General features: G+C 43.0%; 10 protein-coding genes and 5 pseudogenes. 6 read left to right on the top strand and 9 right to left on the bottom strand.

All coding sequences use genetic code 11. The features are described 5' to 3' along the window. Window positions 1-127: 127 nt before the first annotated feature. The 3 genes and pseudogenes from DXA05_RS16145 (at window position 128) to DXA05_RS16135 (ending at window position 4782) form a co-directional block, all read left to right on the top strand. A complete protein-coding gene (locus DXA05_RS16145; protein ID WP_004307002.1) occupies window positions 128-913 on the top strand; it encodes a 5'-nucleotidase in 786 nt (261 codons plus the stop codon). Between the two features lie 25 nt (window positions 914-938). Further along, a pseudogene (locus tag DXA05_RS16140) lies at window positions 939-1777 on the top strand (metallophosphatase). Continuing rightward, window positions 1774-4782: pseudogene (locus tag DXA05_RS16135) on the top strand (glycoside hydrolase family 3 N-terminal domain-containing protein). The pseudogenes DXA05_RS16140 and DXA05_RS16135 overlap by 4 nt, the downstream one beginning before the upstream one ends. Window positions 4783-4870: 88 nt before the next feature. On the opposite strand, the gene DXA05_RS16130 reads toward DXA05_RS16135, so the two are convergent. From DXA05_RS16130 to DXA05_RS16115, 4 genes are all read right to left on the bottom strand, one after another. Then, on the bottom strand, window positions 4871-5497 hold the full coding sequence (locus DXA05_RS16130) for an outer membrane beta-barrel protein (RefSeq protein ID WP_008019936.1): 627 nt from the start codon (window positions 5495-5497) through the stop codon (window positions 4871-4873). Between the two features lie 15 nt (window positions 5498-5512). Continuing rightward, complete coding sequence (locus DXA05_RS16125; RefSeq protein WP_004314298.1) at window positions 5513-6148, bottom strand: DUF4136 domain-containing protein; 636 nt, start codon at window positions 6146-6148, stop codon at window positions 5513-5515. 227 nt (window positions 6149-6375) lie between these two features. Continuing rightward, complete coding sequence (locus DXA05_RS16120; RefSeq protein WP_004314299.1) at window positions 6376-6726, bottom strand: winged helix DNA-binding protein; 351 nt, start codon at window positions 6724-6726, stop codon at window positions 6376-6378. Between the two features lie 31 nt (window positions 6727-6757). Then, window positions 6758-9283, bottom strand: coding sequence for an FAD-dependent oxidoreductase (locus tag DXA05_RS16115; RefSeq protein ID WP_128859382.1), 2526 nt, complete (start codon window positions 9281-9283; stop codon window positions 6758-6760). 130 nt (window positions 9284-9413) lie between these two features. Between DXA05_RS16115 and DXA05_RS16110 the strand changes: the two are divergent. Continuing rightward, a pseudogene (locus tag DXA05_RS16110) lies at window positions 9414-10753 on the top strand (sigma-54 dependent transcriptional regulator). Window positions 10754-10845: 92 nt separating this feature from the next. Here DXA05_RS16110 and DXA05_RS16105 read toward each other — a convergent pair. Both DXA05_RS16105 and DXA05_RS16100 read right to left on the bottom strand, forming a co-directional pair. Continuing rightward, a pseudogene (locus DXA05_RS16105) lies at window positions 10846-11660 on the bottom strand (pyrroline-5-carboxylate reductase). A gap of 53 nt (window positions 11661-11713) precedes the next feature. Next, window positions 11714-13026, bottom strand: a pseudogene (locus DXA05_RS16100) (aspartokinase). 439 nt (window positions 13027-13465) lie between these two features. Here DXA05_RS16100 and DXA05_RS16090 point away from each other — a divergent pair. Then, entirely contained in the window at window positions 13466-14758 is a 1293-nt protein-coding gene (locus DXA05_RS16090) for an MATE family efflux transporter (RefSeq protein ID WP_128859381.1), read from the top strand. 42 nt (window positions 14759-14800) lie between these two features. Continuing rightward, on the top strand, window positions 14801-15508 hold the full coding sequence (locus DXA05_RS16085; RefSeq protein ID WP_128859380.1) for a TIGR02757 family protein: 708 nt from the start codon (window positions 14801-14803) through the stop codon (window positions 15506-15508). Between the two features lie 136 nt (window positions 15509-15644). Here the strand turns inward: DXA05_RS16085 and DXA05_RS16080 are convergent, their stop codons facing one another. The 3 genes from DXA05_RS16080 to DXA05_RS16070 form a co-directional block, all read right to left on the bottom strand. Further along, window positions 15645-16931, bottom strand: coding sequence for a leucine-rich repeat protein (locus DXA05_RS16080; protein ID WP_074636427.1), 1287 nt, complete (start codon window positions 16929-16931; stop codon window positions 15645-15647). 11 nt (window positions 16932-16942) lie between these two features. Continuing rightward, window positions 16943-17347, bottom strand: a complete 405-nt coding sequence (locus tag DXA05_RS16075; protein WP_128859379.1) for a hypothetical protein — start codon at window positions 17345-17347, stop codon at window positions 16943-16945. A 162-nt stretch (window positions 17348-17509) separates the two neighbouring features. Then, window positions 17510-19165: a hypothetical protein gene (locus DXA05_RS16070; RefSeq protein WP_128859378.1), complete on the bottom strand. Its 1656-nt coding sequence runs from the start codon at window positions 19163-19165 to the stop codon at window positions 17510-17512. Between the last annotated feature and the right edge of the window lie 192 nt (window positions 19166-19357).

The following is a 19357-nucleotide window of genomic DNA, read 5'->3' as shown; positions in this document are numbered from 1 at the left end:
TACAACGCAACATACCAAGTATCTCTTCTCTTGACAGCGATTGCGCGAAAGCGGTGCAAAGTAACGAATTATTTGCCAGATAGCCAAATGTTTTTGTATATTTGTGGCATATCTAAAAATAGCGAACATGAAACAGACTTATGTAAAGTATCTGATGGTGGCGACGTTTGCAGGAGGCTTCCTGTTTACTTCCTGCCGGACCGCACGCGAGACTACGGCACAGTACGAAGTAACCAAAGTAGAGGGTAGCATGATAACGATTGATTCTGTTTGGGACACCATTCCCAACGCGAAAGCTGCCGAAATCTTAAAGCCTTATAAGGAAAAGGTGGATGCGATGATGTATGAAGTCATCGGCACCAGTGCGATGAAAATGGACAAAGGAGGTCCCGAAAGTTTACTTTCCAACCTTGTTGCAGGTGTTTTGCAGCAAGCGGCTGTTCAGGTGTTGGGGAAACCTGCTGATATGGGATTGGTAAATATGGGCGGCTTGCGTAATATCTTGCCCGAAGGAGATATCACGGTAGGCGATGTGTTTGAAATTCTTCCTTTTGAGAATTCTCTTTGCGTACTGACTATGAAAGGAACAGACTTGAGACGTCTTTTTGAAGCGATTGCATCTCTGCACGGAGAAGGAGTGAGCGGTATCCGCCTTGAAATCACCAAAAATGGAAAGTTGCTGAACGCCTTTGTCGGTGAAAAACCACTAAAGGATGACCAGCTTTACACGGTGGCCACTATCGACTATCTGGCAGATGGAAATGGACGGATGGATGCTTTCCTGCAGGCAGAAAAGAGAGTATGCCCCGAAGACGCAACCTTACGCGGACTATTTCTTGATTATGTACGCAAACAGACTGCCGAAGGCAAAGCGATTACCTCCAAACTGGATGGACGTATTACCATAAAATAAAAAGGAGAATCTAAAAATATTGAATATGAAAAGAATTCAGATATTATTCCTGTTATGTCTTGCATTGAGCTTTACTTTCTCAATTTTTGCGCAGGATAAGGATACCAAAGAAGTGATTATTTTACAAACAAGCGATGTGCATAGTCGTATCGAACCTGTCAATCAGAAGGGGGACGAATACTATAATAAAGGTGGTTTTCTTCGCCGGGCTGCTTTTCTCGAACAGTTCCGCAAGGAGCATAAGAATGTGCTGCTTTTCGACTGCGGAGATATTTCTCAGGGAACACCTTATTATAATATGTTCCGCGGAGAAGTGGAAGTTAAACTAATGAATGAAATGGGTTACGATGCTATGACTATCGGTAACCATGAGTTTGATTTCGATGTGGATAATATGGAACGTATTTTCAAGATGGCTAATTTCCCGGTTGTTTGTGCCAACTATAATCTGGATGCTACGGTATTGAAAGATATAGTTAAACCCTACGTCGTTCTTGAGAAATATGGTTTGAGAATTGGTGTGTTTGGCCTTGGAACCCAACCCGAAGGGATGATTCAGGCTAATAAATGCGAAGGAGTCGTTTATGAAGATCCTATCCGCGTATCCAACGAAATAGCTGCTTTGTTGAAAGACGAAGAAGGTTGTGATTTGGTAGTATGCCTGTCTCATCTGGCATTCAAATGGATGAACATCTGGTTGCCGGAACACGCAATATCGACGTGATTCTGGGCGGGCACTCTCATACATTTATGAAAGGCCCCAAAACATACTTGAATATGGACGGAAAAGAGGTGCCTGTTATGCACACGGGAAAAAATGGTGTTCGTGTAGGCCGTCTCGATTTGACTTTGAAACATAAATGAAGATAATCCCCTCAATAGTAACGCTTTTATTCCTTATTGCGGCCGGCACGGTTTCAAGTCCGGCGCAGAATGCTACAACCGTTGAACCTCTGCTGGTGTATAAAGCCCTTCAGGACAAAGACTGCCGGCACTGTTGATTCGGTTATGGATAAGCTTTCCTTTAAAGAAAGGTAGGGCAGTTGTTCATCTATACCATTGCCCCGGTAGATACCAAACGAAACCTGGAACTGTTGCGCGAAGTAATCGACACCTATAAAGTGGGCGGACTTCTCTTTTCCGGTGGGAAGATGCAAAATCAGGTTGAACTGACAAACCGGGCGCAACGGCAGGCAAAAGTCCCTTTGATGATTACCTTTGATGGAGAATGGGGACTGGCCATGCGTTTGCGTGGTATGCCTGTTTTTCCACGGAATATGGTATTGGGATGTATCCGTGACAACAAGCTGCTCTATGAATACGGGCGTGAAGTTGCTCGTCAATGCCGACAGATTGGAGTACAGGTCAACTTTGCTCCGGTGGCGGACGTGAATATAAATCCTGAAAATCCCGTAATCAATACCCGTTCTTTTGGAGAAGATCCGATACAGGTGGCTGATAAGGTTATCGCTTATGCTTCCGGTTTGGAAAGTGGAGGGGTTTTATCTGTGTGTAAACATTTTCCCGGACATGGAGATACCGATGTTGATTCGCATAAGGCGCTTCCGGTACTTCCTTTCACTCGTGAGCGTCTGGACAGTGTGGAACTTTATCCTTTTAAAGAAGCCATCCGTGCCGGATTGGGCGGTATGATGGTAGGACATTTGCAAGTTCCGGTGATAGAACCGATTGGTGGACTTCCGTCTTCCTTGTCCCGCAATGTCGTATACGATTTGCTGACAGATGAACTGGCGTTCAAAGGACTCATATTTACAGATGCGCTTGCCATGAAAGGAGTGGCGGGAAATGGAAATGTCAGTTTGCAGGCTTTGAAAGCTGGTAATGACATGGTATTGTCTCCCCGAAACTTGAAGGAAGAGATACCGGCCGTACTGGAAGCCATTGAAAAAGGAGAGTTGACCCGCGAAGATATTGAAAGCAAATGTCGTAAGGTCTTGACTTATAAATATGTGTTGGGACTGAAGAAAAAGTCGTATGTACAATTATCCGGTCTGGAACAACGGATTAACAGTCCGCAAACGCGTGATTTGGTTCGCCGGTTGAATTTAGCGGCAATAACAGTTCTGAACAACAAGAATCATATTCTCCCCTTGCATACAGACAAAGAGCAGACGATTGCATTGCTCGAGGTAGGAGATCCCGGAGAAACTGATGCGTTGGCGAAACAACTTTCCCGCTATACGTCTTTGGCTCGTTTTTCCCTTCGTGCCAATCAGACGAAAGAGGAAAATCAGCGGTTGCGTGATTCTTTGTCTACCTATAAACGGATTATTGTAGCCGTCAGTGAACAGCGGCTGGCTCCTTATCAGCCTTTCTTTGCTAAGTTTGTTCCCGAAAGCCCGGCCATTTATCTGTTTTTTACTCCCGGGAAGATGATGTTGCAGATTCAGCGCGCGGTGGCTCATGCTTCGGCGGTGGTGCTGGGACATAGCTATAGTAGTGACGTGCAGCGCCAGGTGGCAGATGTGCTATTTGCCAAGGCATCTGCAGACGGACAGTTGTCGGCAAGTCTGGGAGAACTGTTTCCAACGGGAGCAGGAGTGACTATTACCCCTAAAACGCCGTTGCATTTCGTTCCGGAAGAATACGGGCTTTCCTCTGCTCATCTAAAACGGATTGATTCCATTGCATTGGATGGTATTCATCAGGGAGCCTATCCCGGTTGCCAGGTGGTGGTGCTGAAAAACGGTCATATTATGTTCGACAAGGCTTTCGGTACTTATACGGGTAAAGGAAGTCCTCGTGTCGAATCTACGAATATCTACGATCTGGCTTCCCTTTCAAAAACGACGGGCACCTTGCTTGCCATTATGAAACTCTACGATAAGGGACGTTTTAATCTGACAGATAAAATTTCGGATCATTTGCCGTTTTTGCAACGTACTGATAAGAAAGATATAACGATTCAGGAAATTCTGTATCATCAGTCCGGTTTACCTTCCTGGATTCCTTTTTATCAGGAAGCTATTGACAAGGATAGCTATGATGGAAGATTGTTCAGCGCACGTAAAGATATCCACCATCCGGTACAGATTGGTACGACTACGTGGGCGAATCCGAAATTCAAATTCAAGAGTGAATATATTTCTCCGGTCAAGACCGGTGATTATACTGTTCAGATCTGTGACAGTTTGTGGTTAAACCGTTCTTTCCGAAAGGTGATAGAAGAGAAAATTGCAGAAGCTCCGTTAAAGCAGAAGCGCTATGTATATAGTGATGTCGGATTTATACTCTTGGGAATGTTGGTGGAACAACTGGCCGGTATGCCTATGGAAGCCTATTTGCAACGTGAGTTTTATGAGCCGATGGGGTTGGAACATACAGGTTACCTGCCTTTACGCCGTTTTGCCAAATCGGAAATTGTCCCTTCCAACAAAGACCGTTTCTTGCGTAAAGAGACTTTGCAGGGATTTGTGCATGATGAGGCTTCCGCTTTCTTTGGCGGATTGGCCGGAAATGCCGGACTTTTCTCTACTGCCCGTGATGTAGCCCGCGTTTATCAGATGTTGCTGAATGGAGGAGAAATAGATGGTCAACGCTATCTAAGCAAAGAAACCTGTCAGTTGTTTACTACGGAAACTTCAAAGATCAGCCGGCGTGGCTTGGGCTTTGACAAACCGGATGCTGATGATCCGAAGAAAGGAAATTGTGCTCCTGCTGCACCTGCCGAAGTGTACGGTCATACCGGCTTTACCGGTACATGTGCATGGGTAGATCCGGTCAATGAACTGGTTTATGTATTCCTTAGCAACCGGATTTATCCGGATGTAACAAATCGCAAACTGAACCAACTGCACATTCGTGAGCGAATACAGGGAGCTATTTATGATGCGATGAAGAAAAAATAAAAAAAGAAAGGTAAAAGGTGCCTATATTAAAAGCTACCTTTTACCTTTTTTATTATTAACGTAATATTCTGATAGTTGTCAGCCAGTCTTAGAAGGATACACCCAGGCGGAAGCCGAAGTTGCTCAATCCATCTACACTGTAATGCAGTACGTCAGCCTTGTTGGTACCATAGCTGTAGTACAAAGCAAAGTGCAAACCCGGTCCGTAAACCCATGGGAATACATTGATACCTACTTCAGGAGAAGCATAGAATCCCCAACTGTTTTCTCTTGCTTCCAGCATGCTGAAATTAGAGCGGATTTTAGCATATTCAGCACCTAATTTAGCACTGACGTATGGTTGAAAGGCTCCACCGCGATTCCACTGGTAACGTGCAGCAGCACCGAAAGGCAATTGGAAAATGGTATGTTGCTGATCGGTAGTCACTTCACCGGCGCCCATTTGGAAGGTTTCGCGACCTACATATTCGTGGTTGCTGTGATAGTTGAGGAAAAGACCCAAACCGATGTTAGGAGTCACGAAATAACCACCTTCGAAGTTCATACCCCAACCGCTTGCTTTATCAGCAAAATTGTTACTTAGCGGAGCGTTGAACTGCCAGTCGATATTTGCATATCCATTGTCCGATAGCTGTGCCTTAGCCGGCATGGCGAAGGCGATGGCAATAGCCGCCAAGGCTACTACCTTGAAGTATATATTTTTTCTTGTTTTCATAACAGTTGTAGTTGTTTATTTGTTAGTAAGATAAGGTGACTGTGTAAATGACTGGTTGACAGCTTCTACTGCAAGAGTACGGTTGATAGCTTTGGAACCAGTTTCAAATCCGGTCAGATAACTTGTCCATACAACAGGCAGTTTTTTACTGTCTCCCTGTTCGGCTTTCAAGTTCACCATTTCTGTCAGGAAGGAGTTGGTGCTATAACTATAAGTTACTGCATACGGGTAGTACCATCCACCACCCCAGTTGCCACCCCAGTAGCCAGGGCCCCAATATCCGGGATAACCCCACCACCATTCAGGTTGTGTGTAGCTGGTGAAATAATAAGTACTTGCGATGTAGCTCACTTGGATACCAAGATCTGCGCTTTCCTGGTCAGCTGCTGCTTCGTAACCTCTAGCTTCCATATTGTCTGTATAAGCTGCCAGAATTTGTTCTGCGCCTTCACCTTCGAGATATTCCGGTTCTTTACTATCACTGATGACCAGAATCTGTGGTGCCAGATAGAATGTAGGAACTTTGAAATCGGCTTTCTTGTCGTAGTTAGTGTATACCAGATAATTGTCATCCAGTTTACCCATGTCCGGGTCTTTTTCACATGAAGCGAGTGCAAAGACCGCCAATAAAATAGGAATTAATTTCTTCATATCTTTTATAATGTTTAGGTTATATAAAAATCACGCCCAGGTACCTTGGGCTTTTGATACAAACAACAAGAAAGGTGGAAAAAGGTTCGCGTGGAAATTTCTTTTGCCGGAAAATTAACATATTTCTTTGGCCCGGCGGAAAGAAAAACGGTGAGCGCTCTGCCCTATTATCAGGGAGTTTGCTCACCGTTTATTATTTACAGATATTTATTTGAAAAATCCGTTTATTAAAACAGAGGTTTTAGTAGATCCGGTATTTCTACCTTATCAAGTTCCAGTTCAGTTACCCGTTGTTTACCCAATTGAGTCAGATGGAAATACATCTGTCTCCGGTCTTCACTTCCGAGTGATCGGACGATTAGTCCTTTTTCTTCCAGTATCCGCAGCATTTTGGATGTGTGTGAGGGGCTTAGTTCGGTTTGTTTAGACAGGTTGGTAGCCGTCACTTTGTCCGAAGCCTCTTTAAGGGCACACAATATCATTGCTTCATTAAGCGTTATCTGGTACATTTTTTCAAATGCTGTTTCAAAGTTTCCCATTGCTTTGAATACATCACGCATTGCACATATTGTTTTCATACCTTATTTAAATATTTCATTTGTTCATTTTTTAAATAAATAGATTAACGTTTGCGTTATCCGCCCGTTCCATATACGTTGCTACGCCGCCAATGGTCACCTCGTCCAGGAGTTCTTCTTGTTTGACTCCCATCACGTCCATTGACATCTGGCAAGCAATAAATTCCACACCGTTTTCCAGCGCTTGCTGGCGCAGGGATTCCAGTGAATCAATCCCTTTTTTGTTCATGATATACCGCATCATTTTTCCGCCTATTCCGCCCATACTCATCTTAGAAAGTTTCAGCTTTTTGGAGCTGGAAGGCAGCATCATGCCAAACATTTTTCCGAAAATATCCTTTTCGGTTTCCGGTTTGTGCAACTTCTTGATGACGTTCAGTCCCCAGAACGTAAAGAAGATGGTGACTTTCTGCCCCGTAGCTGCTGCGCCGTTTGCTAGTACAAAAGTGGCCAAAGCTTTATCCAAATCATCACTAAACATGATAAAGGTTTTTCCTTTGCCCTCACATGAAGTAACAATATTGCACGATTTTGGTTCTCCTTTTTCTATGACAACAACAGATTTTCCTCCGGAGCTGTCTTTCGAAATCAGTTGATTGCCCGTTGAACTGCACCATGCGGCGGCGTCACGCGGAAATCCCGGATCGGTTGAGGTGATTTCCACCCGTTCGCCTGAAGCCAGTGTATCCATTGTTTTTTTCATTTTCAAAATCGGGCCGGGACATTGTAATCCGCAGGCGTCTACCCGAACTGTTTTAGCGGGGTTTGCAAGGGGATCGGCGGTGACGGCAGCAGCGGCAGTAACCGTGGTATCCGAAACCTTAGCAACCGCAGGTTGCCCAACTTGGGGACTACCTCCCTGTTGTTCGGGTGATTCGTCTATTTCATTTCCATTTTCTTCGCGTATGATAATCGGAGCAGTGGCGGCTCGATAAGTCTTCAGTCCTCCCGAGAGATTACGCACCTTGTCAAATCCATGTTGAGTCAATATCCGGTAGGCAAGATAGCCCCGTAGTCCGACAGCGCAGAAGGTATAAATCATTTTATCTTTCGGCAGTTCGGCCAGCCGGTCACGAAGCTCATCCAGCGGAATATTCACGGCACCCGGTAGGCTGCCTAAAGAATATTCGTCCGGGGTGCGGACATCCAGGAGGAACTTATTTTCCATTTCAATGTCCCGCAACTCTCTCCAATATACCGGATTGGTTTTGCCGGTAATGATGTCTTCCGCTACATATCCTGCCAGTGCTACCGGATCTTTGGCCGAAGAGAACGGAGGAGCATACGCTTGTTCCACTTTCATCAGGTCGTAGATCGTTCCCTCGTGTTTGATGACAAGCGCGAGTTCGTCAATCCGTTTGTCCACTCCGTCGTAACCGACGATTTGCCCGCCGTACAATCTTCCCGTCTTTTTGTCGAAAGTGATTTTGATACTCATCGGCATGGCATCCGGATAGTAGCCGGCATGAGAGGCGGGATGGATGGTAGATGACATATAATCTATCTCTTCCTGGCGCAGGCGCTTGCCGGGTAAACCGGTTGAAGCAACGGTCATGTCGAAAACTTTTGCGATTGAAGTGCCGATAGAACCCTCGTAAGGTATTTTTGCCCCGAGAACGTTGTCTGCAACGATGCGTCCCTGACGGTTGGCAGGTCCGGCAAGATAGTTGAGCCAGGGTTTTCCGGTGATCGGATGGCGGAACTCGATTGCGTCACCGATGGCATAAATCGATTCATCAGACGTTTGCAGGTAATCATTCACGGCAATACCTCCTGCAGGGCCGATAGTCAGTTCGGCAGCTCGTGCCAGACTGGTTTCCGGGCGTACTCCGATTGACAGGATAACGATATCGGCAGAAATGGACTGACCATTTTTGAACGTTACTTTCAATCCTTTTCCCTCCCGGCTAAAAGAGGCGACAGCTTGTTCCAGATAAAGATTGACTCCTTTATCCATCAAGTGCTGGTGGACGAGCGATGCCATCGAGAAGTCGATAGGAGCCATCACTTGATTGCCCATTTCCACAATCGACACTTTCGCTCCCTGTGTATGTAAGTTTTCCGCCATTTCCAGACCGATAAATCCGGCTCCTACGATAACGGCTTTTCGCGGAGCGTGGCTCTTGATATATTCTTTGATCCGATCCGTGTCGGTGACATTCCTTAACGTGAAGATTCCGCTAAGGTCGATTCCCGGAAGAGGAGGACGCACCGGGGAAGCTCCGGTGGAGATGACTAATTTATCGTAGCTCTCCTCATAAGTGTCTTCACTGCTTTGCCGGATGGTCACTGTCTTTCTTTTCCGGTCAATAAAAATCGCTTCGTTTTCTGTACGTACATCTACACGGAAGCGTGTAGAGAAGGCTTCGGGCGTTTGCACGAACAATTTATCCCGTTCCTCTATCACTCCTCCTATATAATAAGGAAGGCCGCAATTGGCGTATGATATATACTTTCCTTTTTCCAAAAGGATAATTTCTGCTGTTTCATCTACTCGTCTGATTCGGGCAGCAGTGGTGGCTCCTCCTGCAACTCCCCCAATAATAATTATTTTCATCTGTTTATAGTGTAAATAGTTTCCTGTGGAAATAACAAACAGGGGCGAAGAAATGTTCATGGATTCAGATAAAAAAACTATATTTGCGCACCCTGTTTTTCATTCTTCTATATTAATGTAGACAATTTGTATGAATAAAATTCTTATTATTGACGATGAAGTCCAGATTCGCAGCCTTTTAGCTCGTATGCTGGAACTTGAGGCTATGAAGTGTGTCAGGCAGGTGATTGCAAAACTGCCATCAAACAACTGGAAATTCAATCGCCCGACGTAGCTTTATGTGATGTTTTTCTTCCTGATGGAAACGGAGTGGATCTGGTGTTGAACATCAAAAAAATAGCTCCCAATGTAGAAGTGATTCTTCTTACTGCTCACGGCAATATTCCCGACGGGGTGCAGGCTATTAAAAACGGTGCGTTTGATTATATAACGAAAGGAGATGATAATAACAAGATTATCCCTCTCATTAGTCGTGCCGTAGAGAAAGCAAAAATGAATGTCCGTCTCGAAAAACTGGAAAAGAAGGTCGGGCAAATGTACTCGTTCGATTCTATCCTGGGGGAGTCAAAAGTGCTGAAAGAGTCGGTGTCTTTGGCGCAGAAGGTGTCTGTGACAGATGTTCCCGTATTGCTGACGGGAGAAACCGGAACAGGAAAGGAGGTCTTTGCGCAGGCTATACATTATAACAGCAAGCGGAGCAAACAGAATTTTGTGGCGGTCAACTGTTCGTCTTTCAGCAAAGAACTGCTCGAAAGCGAGATGTTCGGACATAAGGCAGGTTCGTTTACCGGTGCGTTGAAAGATAAGAAAGGGCTTTTTGAAGAGGCCAATAACGGAACGATCTTTCTGGATGAAATCGGAGAGATGGCTTTCGAATTGCAGGCAAAGTTACTGCGTATCCTTGAAACAGGAGAATATATAAAGATCGGTGATACCAAGCCGACAAGAGTCAATGTGCGTATCATCGCTGCTACCAACCGGAATTTGCAGGAGGAGATCAAAGCCGGGCATTTCCGTGAGGACTTGTTTTATCGTCTTTCGGTTTTTCAGGTGCATCTTCCTTCGCTTCGTGAACGTACCGGTGATATCAGAATTCTTGCAACTGCTTTTGCCAAAAGTTTCTCCGAAAAACTTTCGTATGCCATCAATGAGATGACTCCTGCTTTTCTGGAAGCGCTGGAACAACAGCCATGGAAAGGGAACATCCGTGAGTTGAGAAATGTGATTGAGCGTAGCCTGATTGTTTGCGAAGGTGGACGGCTGGATATCTGCGACCTTCCTTTGGAAATCCAGAACACTCATTATGAATGTTCGGATGATAGTGTAGGCAGTTTTGAGTTGGCCGCAATGGAACGCAGACATATTGCACGTGTGTTGGAATATACAAAAGGGAATAAAACGGAAGCTGCCCGTTTGTTGAAAATCGGACTTACCACCCTGTACCGGAAGATAGAGGAATATAAAATCTAAGCATACATTTTCTTAAGTCCTTTTATGCTGGCTTTGGGATATATAGCATTTCAAAATAGGCAAAAAGGACTTGAGAAACCATACCATAAGGACTATCGGAAATTTTTTGCATCTTCTTCCTCTTTGTCAATCAAAGTTGTGGCACTGCTTTTGATGGCTTGAATAATAGAAGAAGTGAAGCCTTTGTGCTCCAGTTCGTTCAATCCTTTTATAGTGGTTCCGCCCGGAGTGGTTACTTTCTCTATTTCCAGCAATGGATGAGTGTTATGATTCAGAATCAGTTCTGTCGCTCCTTCCATGCTATACGCTGCCATTTGCATGGCATCCTTGCCGGGAATTCCTAGCTCAATCCCTGCCTGCATAACCGTTTGCATATATTTTAAGGCGAAAGCTATTCCGCTGGAGGTTAATGCGGAAGTGGTATCTAGTTGTTTCTCTTGCAGGAACAGGCATTTTCCTCCTTCTTCAAATATCTGTTTTATTAATTGCTGATATTCTTTATCGGTTCCGCGGGAAGCTATCAAAGTGAGGCTGAAACGTTCTGTAATGGCCATATTGGGAACTGCCCGAAAGATAGGCATCTCGCTTCTGTTAAATGAGCCAAGTGGGAGATACATACTCCGGACACAAGAGATACGAGGATTTGTGTACGCGAGAAACGTAGAGGGGACAATACTTCATCTACTTTCCAGGGATTGATGGCGAGGACGATTACTTCAGCTTCCGATATGGCTTGTTGGTTATCGGTCGTTATGTGTATTGCAGGGAAATGTTCTTGCAGTCTCTCCAGTTTATCGATATTTGGATTGGAGACAATAATGTCTTTCTCATTGTAAAGATGTCCTTGCGCCAGACAAGTGACGATTGCACTCCCTATGTGTCCGGCTCCTATAATAGCTATTTTCATCTCTTTATTTTTTTTATTTGGCTTTCAGATGTCTCTTTTTATCCGGCTTTGAATCAGGCTGCGCACTGACTCTCGAAAAATTGTCTGGATAGCGAACCAATCAGTCTGTTTTTATCTGTGGTATGTACAGATAGTGTGAAACAATGATCGCTTCCTCCATAAGAAATGAGAGATACGGGGATATCTTTGATAGTATCCATAATATGGCTTTCTACTTGTGTGCGTTCCCAATGAAGGGAGCCGATGATATGTATTACAGACATATTTTCGTCCATAACCATTTCGGCATATTTGTGTAGTTCCCTTTGAATGATTCGCAGGGTGTCCCGGCTGGCTGTCAGCATCATCGAGATGGATACATTGGATGAGGCCATTGAGATGACATTGATTTGATATTTGTTGATAACTTCCAATATCTTACCCATAAACAAATATCCGGGCAATACATTCAATGAGGTAAAACGCACAAAAGTAGCCGAATCCTGTGAGAGGATGGCCTTGACACTGTTGCCTGTGTCATGGGAAGATATATAGAGTCGTTCTGTTGACAGATCGTGTGTATCGGTTAGGCGGATAACTATATTGGAGCGTGCCGCAAGGGTTATACAATCTGCGTAGAGCAGGTGTACTCCGCTGTTAATCAGTTGTTCGGCTTCTATGTAGGTTAGTGAATGTTGTTCTCGCAGGCAATTCCGGTTTGCGTAGATATGATTGATAGGGGTGGATAACAGTATTTCGTCCGCTTTGAATAGGGTGGCAAGCACTGTTGCATAGTAATCATTGCGTTGTTCGCTCATGAAGTCTATTTCACCATACACATTTCTGCAAATGGAAAGTGGGGCGATAAAAATATCTACATTCCGGTTCTCGTCAATGTATTGTTGGATAGATTCCTGAATATATGGGATATCCGGCTTTCTTTCCAGGTTGATCTGTATAAGTTTGCCGGTATCTAATGTTTGGGCACGAAGACCCTGTTGACGTAAGCAATAAGTGAATAAATCACTGGATAATCCGTATACTTCCGCTTTTATCATTTATCAATCAGTAAATCTGCTTTGTCTTCTACAAGTATATGTATTTTCTTTATGCATTCCAGAATCCGGTTTTTAATTTCCTGATTTAGGTGCGAATCTGTAATGAGATGATTGGCAAGGGCACAGCAATATGTTTCGATGGCATTGACTGTGGCATGAGAAGCTTCATCTTCTTCGTGAAACCAACTGATGGAAATAGCCTGTAACCACTCCTGTAATTGTGCCAATATAGGGACTACAGCTACATAAGGATGTTCTTTCTGAATACAATTGATTACTTGCTTCATTTCATCCTCATCTTTAATTTTCTCGAATTTACAAACTTTCATTGTTATCTGGTTATTTATTGGTTACTACTCTTTTCAAAATGATATGCCTTTTTTCAAAAGAGAAAGATATTTAAGAATCATTCCTTAGCTTTAGAATATGGTATATCTGTATAAATCAATCTGTTAATGTTGCAATCAATGTTTTTAATACATCTCTTTACTATAAGTAATCTGCTAATACCATACCACATTGGGATATGAAAATAAGATTTCTTATCTTTGTTGCGTAATTGATTGATAAACCAGCAATATTCATCCATTTATGAAACTCTGCATATAGCTACGCTCAACGAATAGCATCATTTCTAACAGGGCTATTCAGCTATCCGACAGGCAACTACTCGCCTGCCAAAGAGTTTTATATCCATTTTTATAAATTTACGGAACTGTGTGCTGCTATGATGTGGTATACCGTATCGTGTTATTTTTAAGTTGAGCAATGAATTATACATATAAGCAAATATGGCTCATCAACTTTCCTGTGATGATGAGCATTCTGATGGAACAATTAATCAATATTACCGACGCTATTTTCCTGGGGCATGTGGGAGAAGTCGAACTGGGAGCTTCTGCGCTTGCCGGAATCTATTATTTAGCTGTTTATATGCTGGGCTTCGGATTTAGCATCGGGCTGCAGGTGATGATTGCCCGGAGAAATGGGGAACAACATTATAAAGAGACGGGACGTACATTTTTTCAGGGAGTATATTTCCTGTCGGGGATGGCAGTCATTCTTTGCCTATTGCTCCATTTGGCTTCTCCCTTGATCCTGTGCCGGTTGATAACTTCGGATGAAATTTATCAGGCAGTGATTCATTATCTGGATTGGCGTAGCTTCAGTTTGTTATTCTCATTTCCTTTTTTAGCTTTCCGGTCTTTTCTGGTAGGGATAACAACGACCAAAGCATTGTCCGTGGCAGCTATCATGGCTATCTGTATCAATATTCCTTTTAACTATCTGCTGATATTCAAACTGAATCTGGGTATATCCGGGGCGGCGATGGCTTCTTCTTTGGCAGAGTTCGGAGCTTTTATCGTACTCCTATTATATATGTGGGTGAGGGTAGATAAAGTGAAATATGGGCTGAAGGTCGTTTATGATGGGAAAGTGTTAATAAAGTTGTTGAGGATATCTGTATGGAGTATGCTTCACTCTTTTGTCAGCGTTGCTCCCTGGTTTCTGTTCTTCGTTGCTATCGAGCATCTGGGAAGGACAGAGCTTGCTATTTCCAATATTACTCGTAGTGTTTCTACCGTCTTTTTTGTGATTGTCAACTCTTTTGCATCCACTACTGGTTCATTAGTCAGCAATCTAATTGGGGCGGGGCAGGGGAAGGAACTTTTTCCCGTTTGCCATAAAGTTCTTAGGTTGGGTTATGCCGTGGGGGGGCCATTGATAGTTATGGCTCTTTGGGGTAACCAATGGGTTATCGGATTTTATACGAATAACGATAATCTGGTGAGACTAGCTTTCTATCCTTTTATAGTTATGCTGTTGAATTATGCTTTTGCACTGCCCGGATATGTTTATATCAATGCTGTTACCGGTACAGGAAAGACGAAGCTCGCCTTTATCTTCCAGTTAATCACCATTCTTGTATATTTGATTTATCTGTATCTGTTAAGTGAATGTTTTCATGCTTCTCTGACTGTGTATATGACGGCAGAATATTTGTTTGTTATTTTATTAGGGATACAATCCGTCATTTACTTAAAGAGGAAATCCAACTAGAATATGTATTTTTGTACTTTCAATACTTGATACTTTCTCGAAATGACTGAAGATATAAAGAATAAACTTTTAATGTGTGCGGAGATGTATCATCGCGCAGACTTTATACAAAGCGATCCGGTGCAGTTTCCCCATCGTTATACGCTGAAACAGGATATCGAAGTCAGCGGTTTGCTGACGGCGATTATGAGTTTTGGCAATCGCAAACAGATCTTGAAGAAAGCGGACGAATTGCACGGGCTAATGGGAGATTCGCCTTATCAGTATGTATTGTCCCGCCAGTGGGAGAAGGATTTTCCTTCGGGAGCGACCAATAGCTTTTATCGGATGTTGTCGTATGCTGATTTTTATGGATACTTTCGGCGATTATATATAGCTTATACACAGTTTGAAAGTCTGGAGGAAGCTTTGATGTTATATCCCGGAATACCAATGGAAAAGTTATGTGCATTTCTTGAAGTTTCTGCCAAAAGTCCTCAAAAGAAACTGAATATGTTTTTGCGTTGGATGATTCGCCGGGATTCGGAGGTCGATTTGGGGATTTGGAAAAGTTTTGATCGCAGAGATTTGATTGTTCCTTTAGATACACATGTCTGCCGGGTAGCCCATTATTTTAAGTTGACGGATGTGGAAACCTTTTCTCTGAAAAATGCCCGCCAGATAACGGCAGCATTGGCTACAGTCTTTCCGGATGATCCTTGTCTGGGCGATTTTGCTCTGTTCGGCTTGGGGGTGAATGGGGAGATTTAAATAGATAAACTAATAGTACTGATTTTTCCGGTTATTATCGAAAATATAGTGTTTTTCTTAAGTTATTTCGATTATAACCGGAAAAGTCGATATTAAACCAACTTTATTCGATTATAATCGAAAAACTGGAGAACTGTTAGAACGTTGTTATCTTGTTTGTGAAATCCCTCCAACCATTTGCGTTCTTATATTTTTCCACAGATTCGGCAGGAACACGAATGACGGTAATATCATCCGGAAATCCGTACCATACTTTTTCAAATACCTGCGGAGGTGTTGTCCCTTCTACCTTTACTTCTTTAATACCTGTATTATTGAAAGCCGAAAAATTAATCTGTGTGACGTTTGCCGGAATGGTTAATTGGGTCACTTTCCTATTACCACCCAGTAATCCCTGTCCCAATATCCGAATACTTTCAGGTATTTCGAAGCGAGCCAATTTCGGACATCCTTCAAGACAATAGGGGTGGATCATAGCTTCGGGGTCATCATTGAAAGTACTCCCGTAGGTGGTCACTTCCGCCAATTCCGGGCAGTAATAAAAGGCTCTTTGCGCCATGGTTGTAACGCCGTTCGGTAACTTCACGGTTGTAACGCTACTTTCCCGGAATGTTTCCAATCCGATTGTTTTTACATTTTCCGGAATCTCAATCGTTTTCAGTTGAGATGTCTTAAGGAATGCCTGTGCTCCGATTTCTTTTAGTGTCGCAGGCAGCAGCACTTCTTCAACGCCCGCATATACAAAAGTGCTGGCGGGAAGTTTGGTGAGTTTCGTTTGGCTTAAATCTGCTTTTTTCAAATTCCGGCAATAGTAGAAAATGTTTTCCTCCATCTGTTCCAGGCTTGATGGAAATACTATTTCCTGAATGGCCGAATTGAAGAAAGCCATATCTCCAATCGATTTTAATCCTTCATTGAGTACTACCTTTGCTGTTTGGCTGTTGCTGAAGGCAGCTTTCGGGATTGATCTCACGCTATTGGGAAGTATGATTTCATTGTATCCTTTCAATATTTCCGTCAATACTCCGTTTTCTACACGGACGGGTGAAACCTGAACAGAAAAGCTTTTTTGTTTTCCTTCCAGTGTGATGGTTACTTCTTGTTTATCGACAGGCGTGGATGAAGAGAAACCGCTGATCTGTTCCGGGGTAACTTTTACAGGCCGTTGTTTCCCGTCATCATATTTGCCTGTCACGTTAAGGCCGGTTAAGTCTATATTCTCTCCTAATGCATAAATTGTTTTTGAGGGTAGCTGTTCTATGAAGAAATCTTCAAGTGAAGCCTCTATGGGTTCAGCAGGATTTGCTGCCGAAGGTGAATCTTTCCTGTATTCGTCATTTTCGGTGCTGCAACTTAGTAATATTGTTCCCAAAAACATTTGCAGACAAAGTGCGGTTATTATATAAAGTCTAGTTTGCTTCATGTGATAAAGGCTTAGTTAGGGAATTGGGTTAAACGTATTTCTACTTTTACGGCTTTTCCGGCTTCTACGGTTTTGCCGGAAGACCATATCTGATAGTTGTTAGGGCCGCCCCCTTCTTGTACCACGAATGTCAGGAACCGTTGCGACTGTGTTGCAAACCATTCCTCTCGTGGCAGTACAAAGGTGGCCATACCACTTTCATTTGTCTGTATGATTGCAGTTGGCAAAGTTAAATTATCTTTTTCAAAAACCTTATAATCCTTTTCATTATACATTTTTACGGGAACGCCCGTTGCATTTTTTCCATTCTCATCATAAACGGATACCACTACTTTTGCTTCTTTCATTTCTTCGTTTCCTTTTTCGCATGCTACCATGAAAAGCATGGCGCTTAATAGAATAACAATCTTCTTCATAATCTTTTCTTTTTTCTAATTTTTCGAATGCAAAAGTAATAAGATTGCATCAAATTCGGGTTGTGATGCAATCTCGCAAATCTAACACTTTGATTTAAAGTATATTGATATTCAATGAATTATGAAAGATGTATTCTAAGATTTCTAACACAGGTCTAATACCTATCCGAAAAGTGCTAAAAACAACTCTTTATTGGCCGTTTCTGCCGATTTGATACGTGATTTGAGCCGTGACTTGCGAGCATATACATTAGCTACCGTATCTTTCATAAACAAACTGATTACTTGTGGAGAGAAACCTACAAAAATATAACAAAGCAGTCGTATGTCAGCTTCTTTCATTGACGAAAATTCATTCCGCAGCTTCTCCATTGCATTATCATGGCAGGTATTTACGATAAGTTCCAGTTCTTGCAACATTGCATTGTTCTCTGCAAAATCGGTGATAATCTGTTTCACTTCGTGGAACATGGCTGCTTGTTGCGATGCGGTATTCTCACGTTCATAGTAAGTCTTTCCCAGTTTGTCAATGATGTCGAATCGTGAAGCTATCAAACCTTTTAAATGGCTTTCTGCATTGCGCTGTCCTTCCATATGTTCTGTCAGGGTTTTGTATTGGGTGTTGGCTTCTTCCGCCAATAGCAGGTAGCGGTCGGTACGTTCGCGTTGCAGGCGCAGACGTTGACGGATGATGTAGTATGCTACCCCTATTATTAGAAAAATTACGCTTGCTATGGTAATCTCCCAGGTAGTACGGTTCTTCATCCGGTATTCGGCAAATTTGGAGCGTTCCTTGAAATAGTCACGTTCCACCATACCGGCGGAGAATTGCATATTTGAACGTGTCAGCGAGTCAGTCAGATAGATATAATGGTGTATCTTCTCTGTCGCTTTCTCGAAGTTTCTGGCCTGCGCTTCAATCCGATAAGCGGTGTATTGCAGGTCTGCCATGTCACGTATATCGGTGGAATGTGTTTCTGCAAGTGCCAGATAGTAGCGTGCGCTGTCTATACGGTTTTTTAGTAGATTCACATCTACTAATGTATGGTATCCGTATAACGTATCTTGCCGGGCAGAGAGTTCGATGCGTTGCAATAGGTCATGAGGAATTTGTTTCTTGCCTGACACCACATAGAGAGAAGCAAGATTGGTGAGACTGGCTTTGGCTAGCTTATTGTACTTGTGCTCATCAGCCAAATCGAGTGCGGCAGAATAGAGTCGCATGGCTTTCTCCATATCTTTTGAATTGAAAGTTGCGGCTGCCATATCGAGAGTTGCCTCTGTTTCTTCACGAGTGTTATCAGTCTGCCGGAAGTTATTGCGAGCTTCACGAAAATAATGATAAGCCCGGCTATAGTTCATTTGGTCATAATACACTTCACCGATTTGACTGTATAAAAGTCCTGCATAATAAGGCTCATTGGTATCTTTCAGTTTCTCTTCAATTTCTAGGAAAAGACGTAACGCTCCCGGTTTGTCTCCTGCGCGCAGTTTAACCCGTCCCCAATAATAGAGAGTTTTGCATTGGCGGCGTAAATCTTTGGGATGATGTTTATAATGGCTCCAAGCCTGGCGAATGAGCGAATCATTGGTTACTTTGATGTGATTTTTGTCTAAAGCCTCTGAATAAAGCAACGCATACCTGGCCTGTTCAGCCTGGCCGCCTTCCGATTTGAGTTGTTGTAATATTGTTAAGGCACTATCCGGCTTATTTTGTAACAGTGCTTCCGCCTCATCAAGCCGGGAAATCTGTTCTCTGTTATAACATCCTGTAAAAAAGAGAATTACTAATAGTTCGAGTATAATTCTGCATTTCATGCTGTGAATGTAGTGAAAATATTTCGAGTTTAGTATGGAATCGTCATATCTTTATAATTCTTATGATGTTTAATTTTGTAAAGGTAGGAAAATAGATTCGAGTTGAATTTTTCGGACTAATATCAATATATCTTGAATATATAGTCTTTTAATAGTTCTTTTTCAACTTTAAAGTTGAATGTTTGTTGTGTA

Origin of the sequence: Bacteroides sp. AM54-2NS (genome assembly GCF_003602935.1) — a bacterium.
GTDB classification, from domain to species: Bacteria; Bacteroidota; Bacteroidia; order Bacteroidales; family Bacteroidaceae; genus Bacteroides; species Bacteroides xylanisolvens.
Note: the sequence above shows the minus strand (reverse complement) of the source record. Positions and strands in the feature narration are given on the sequence as shown.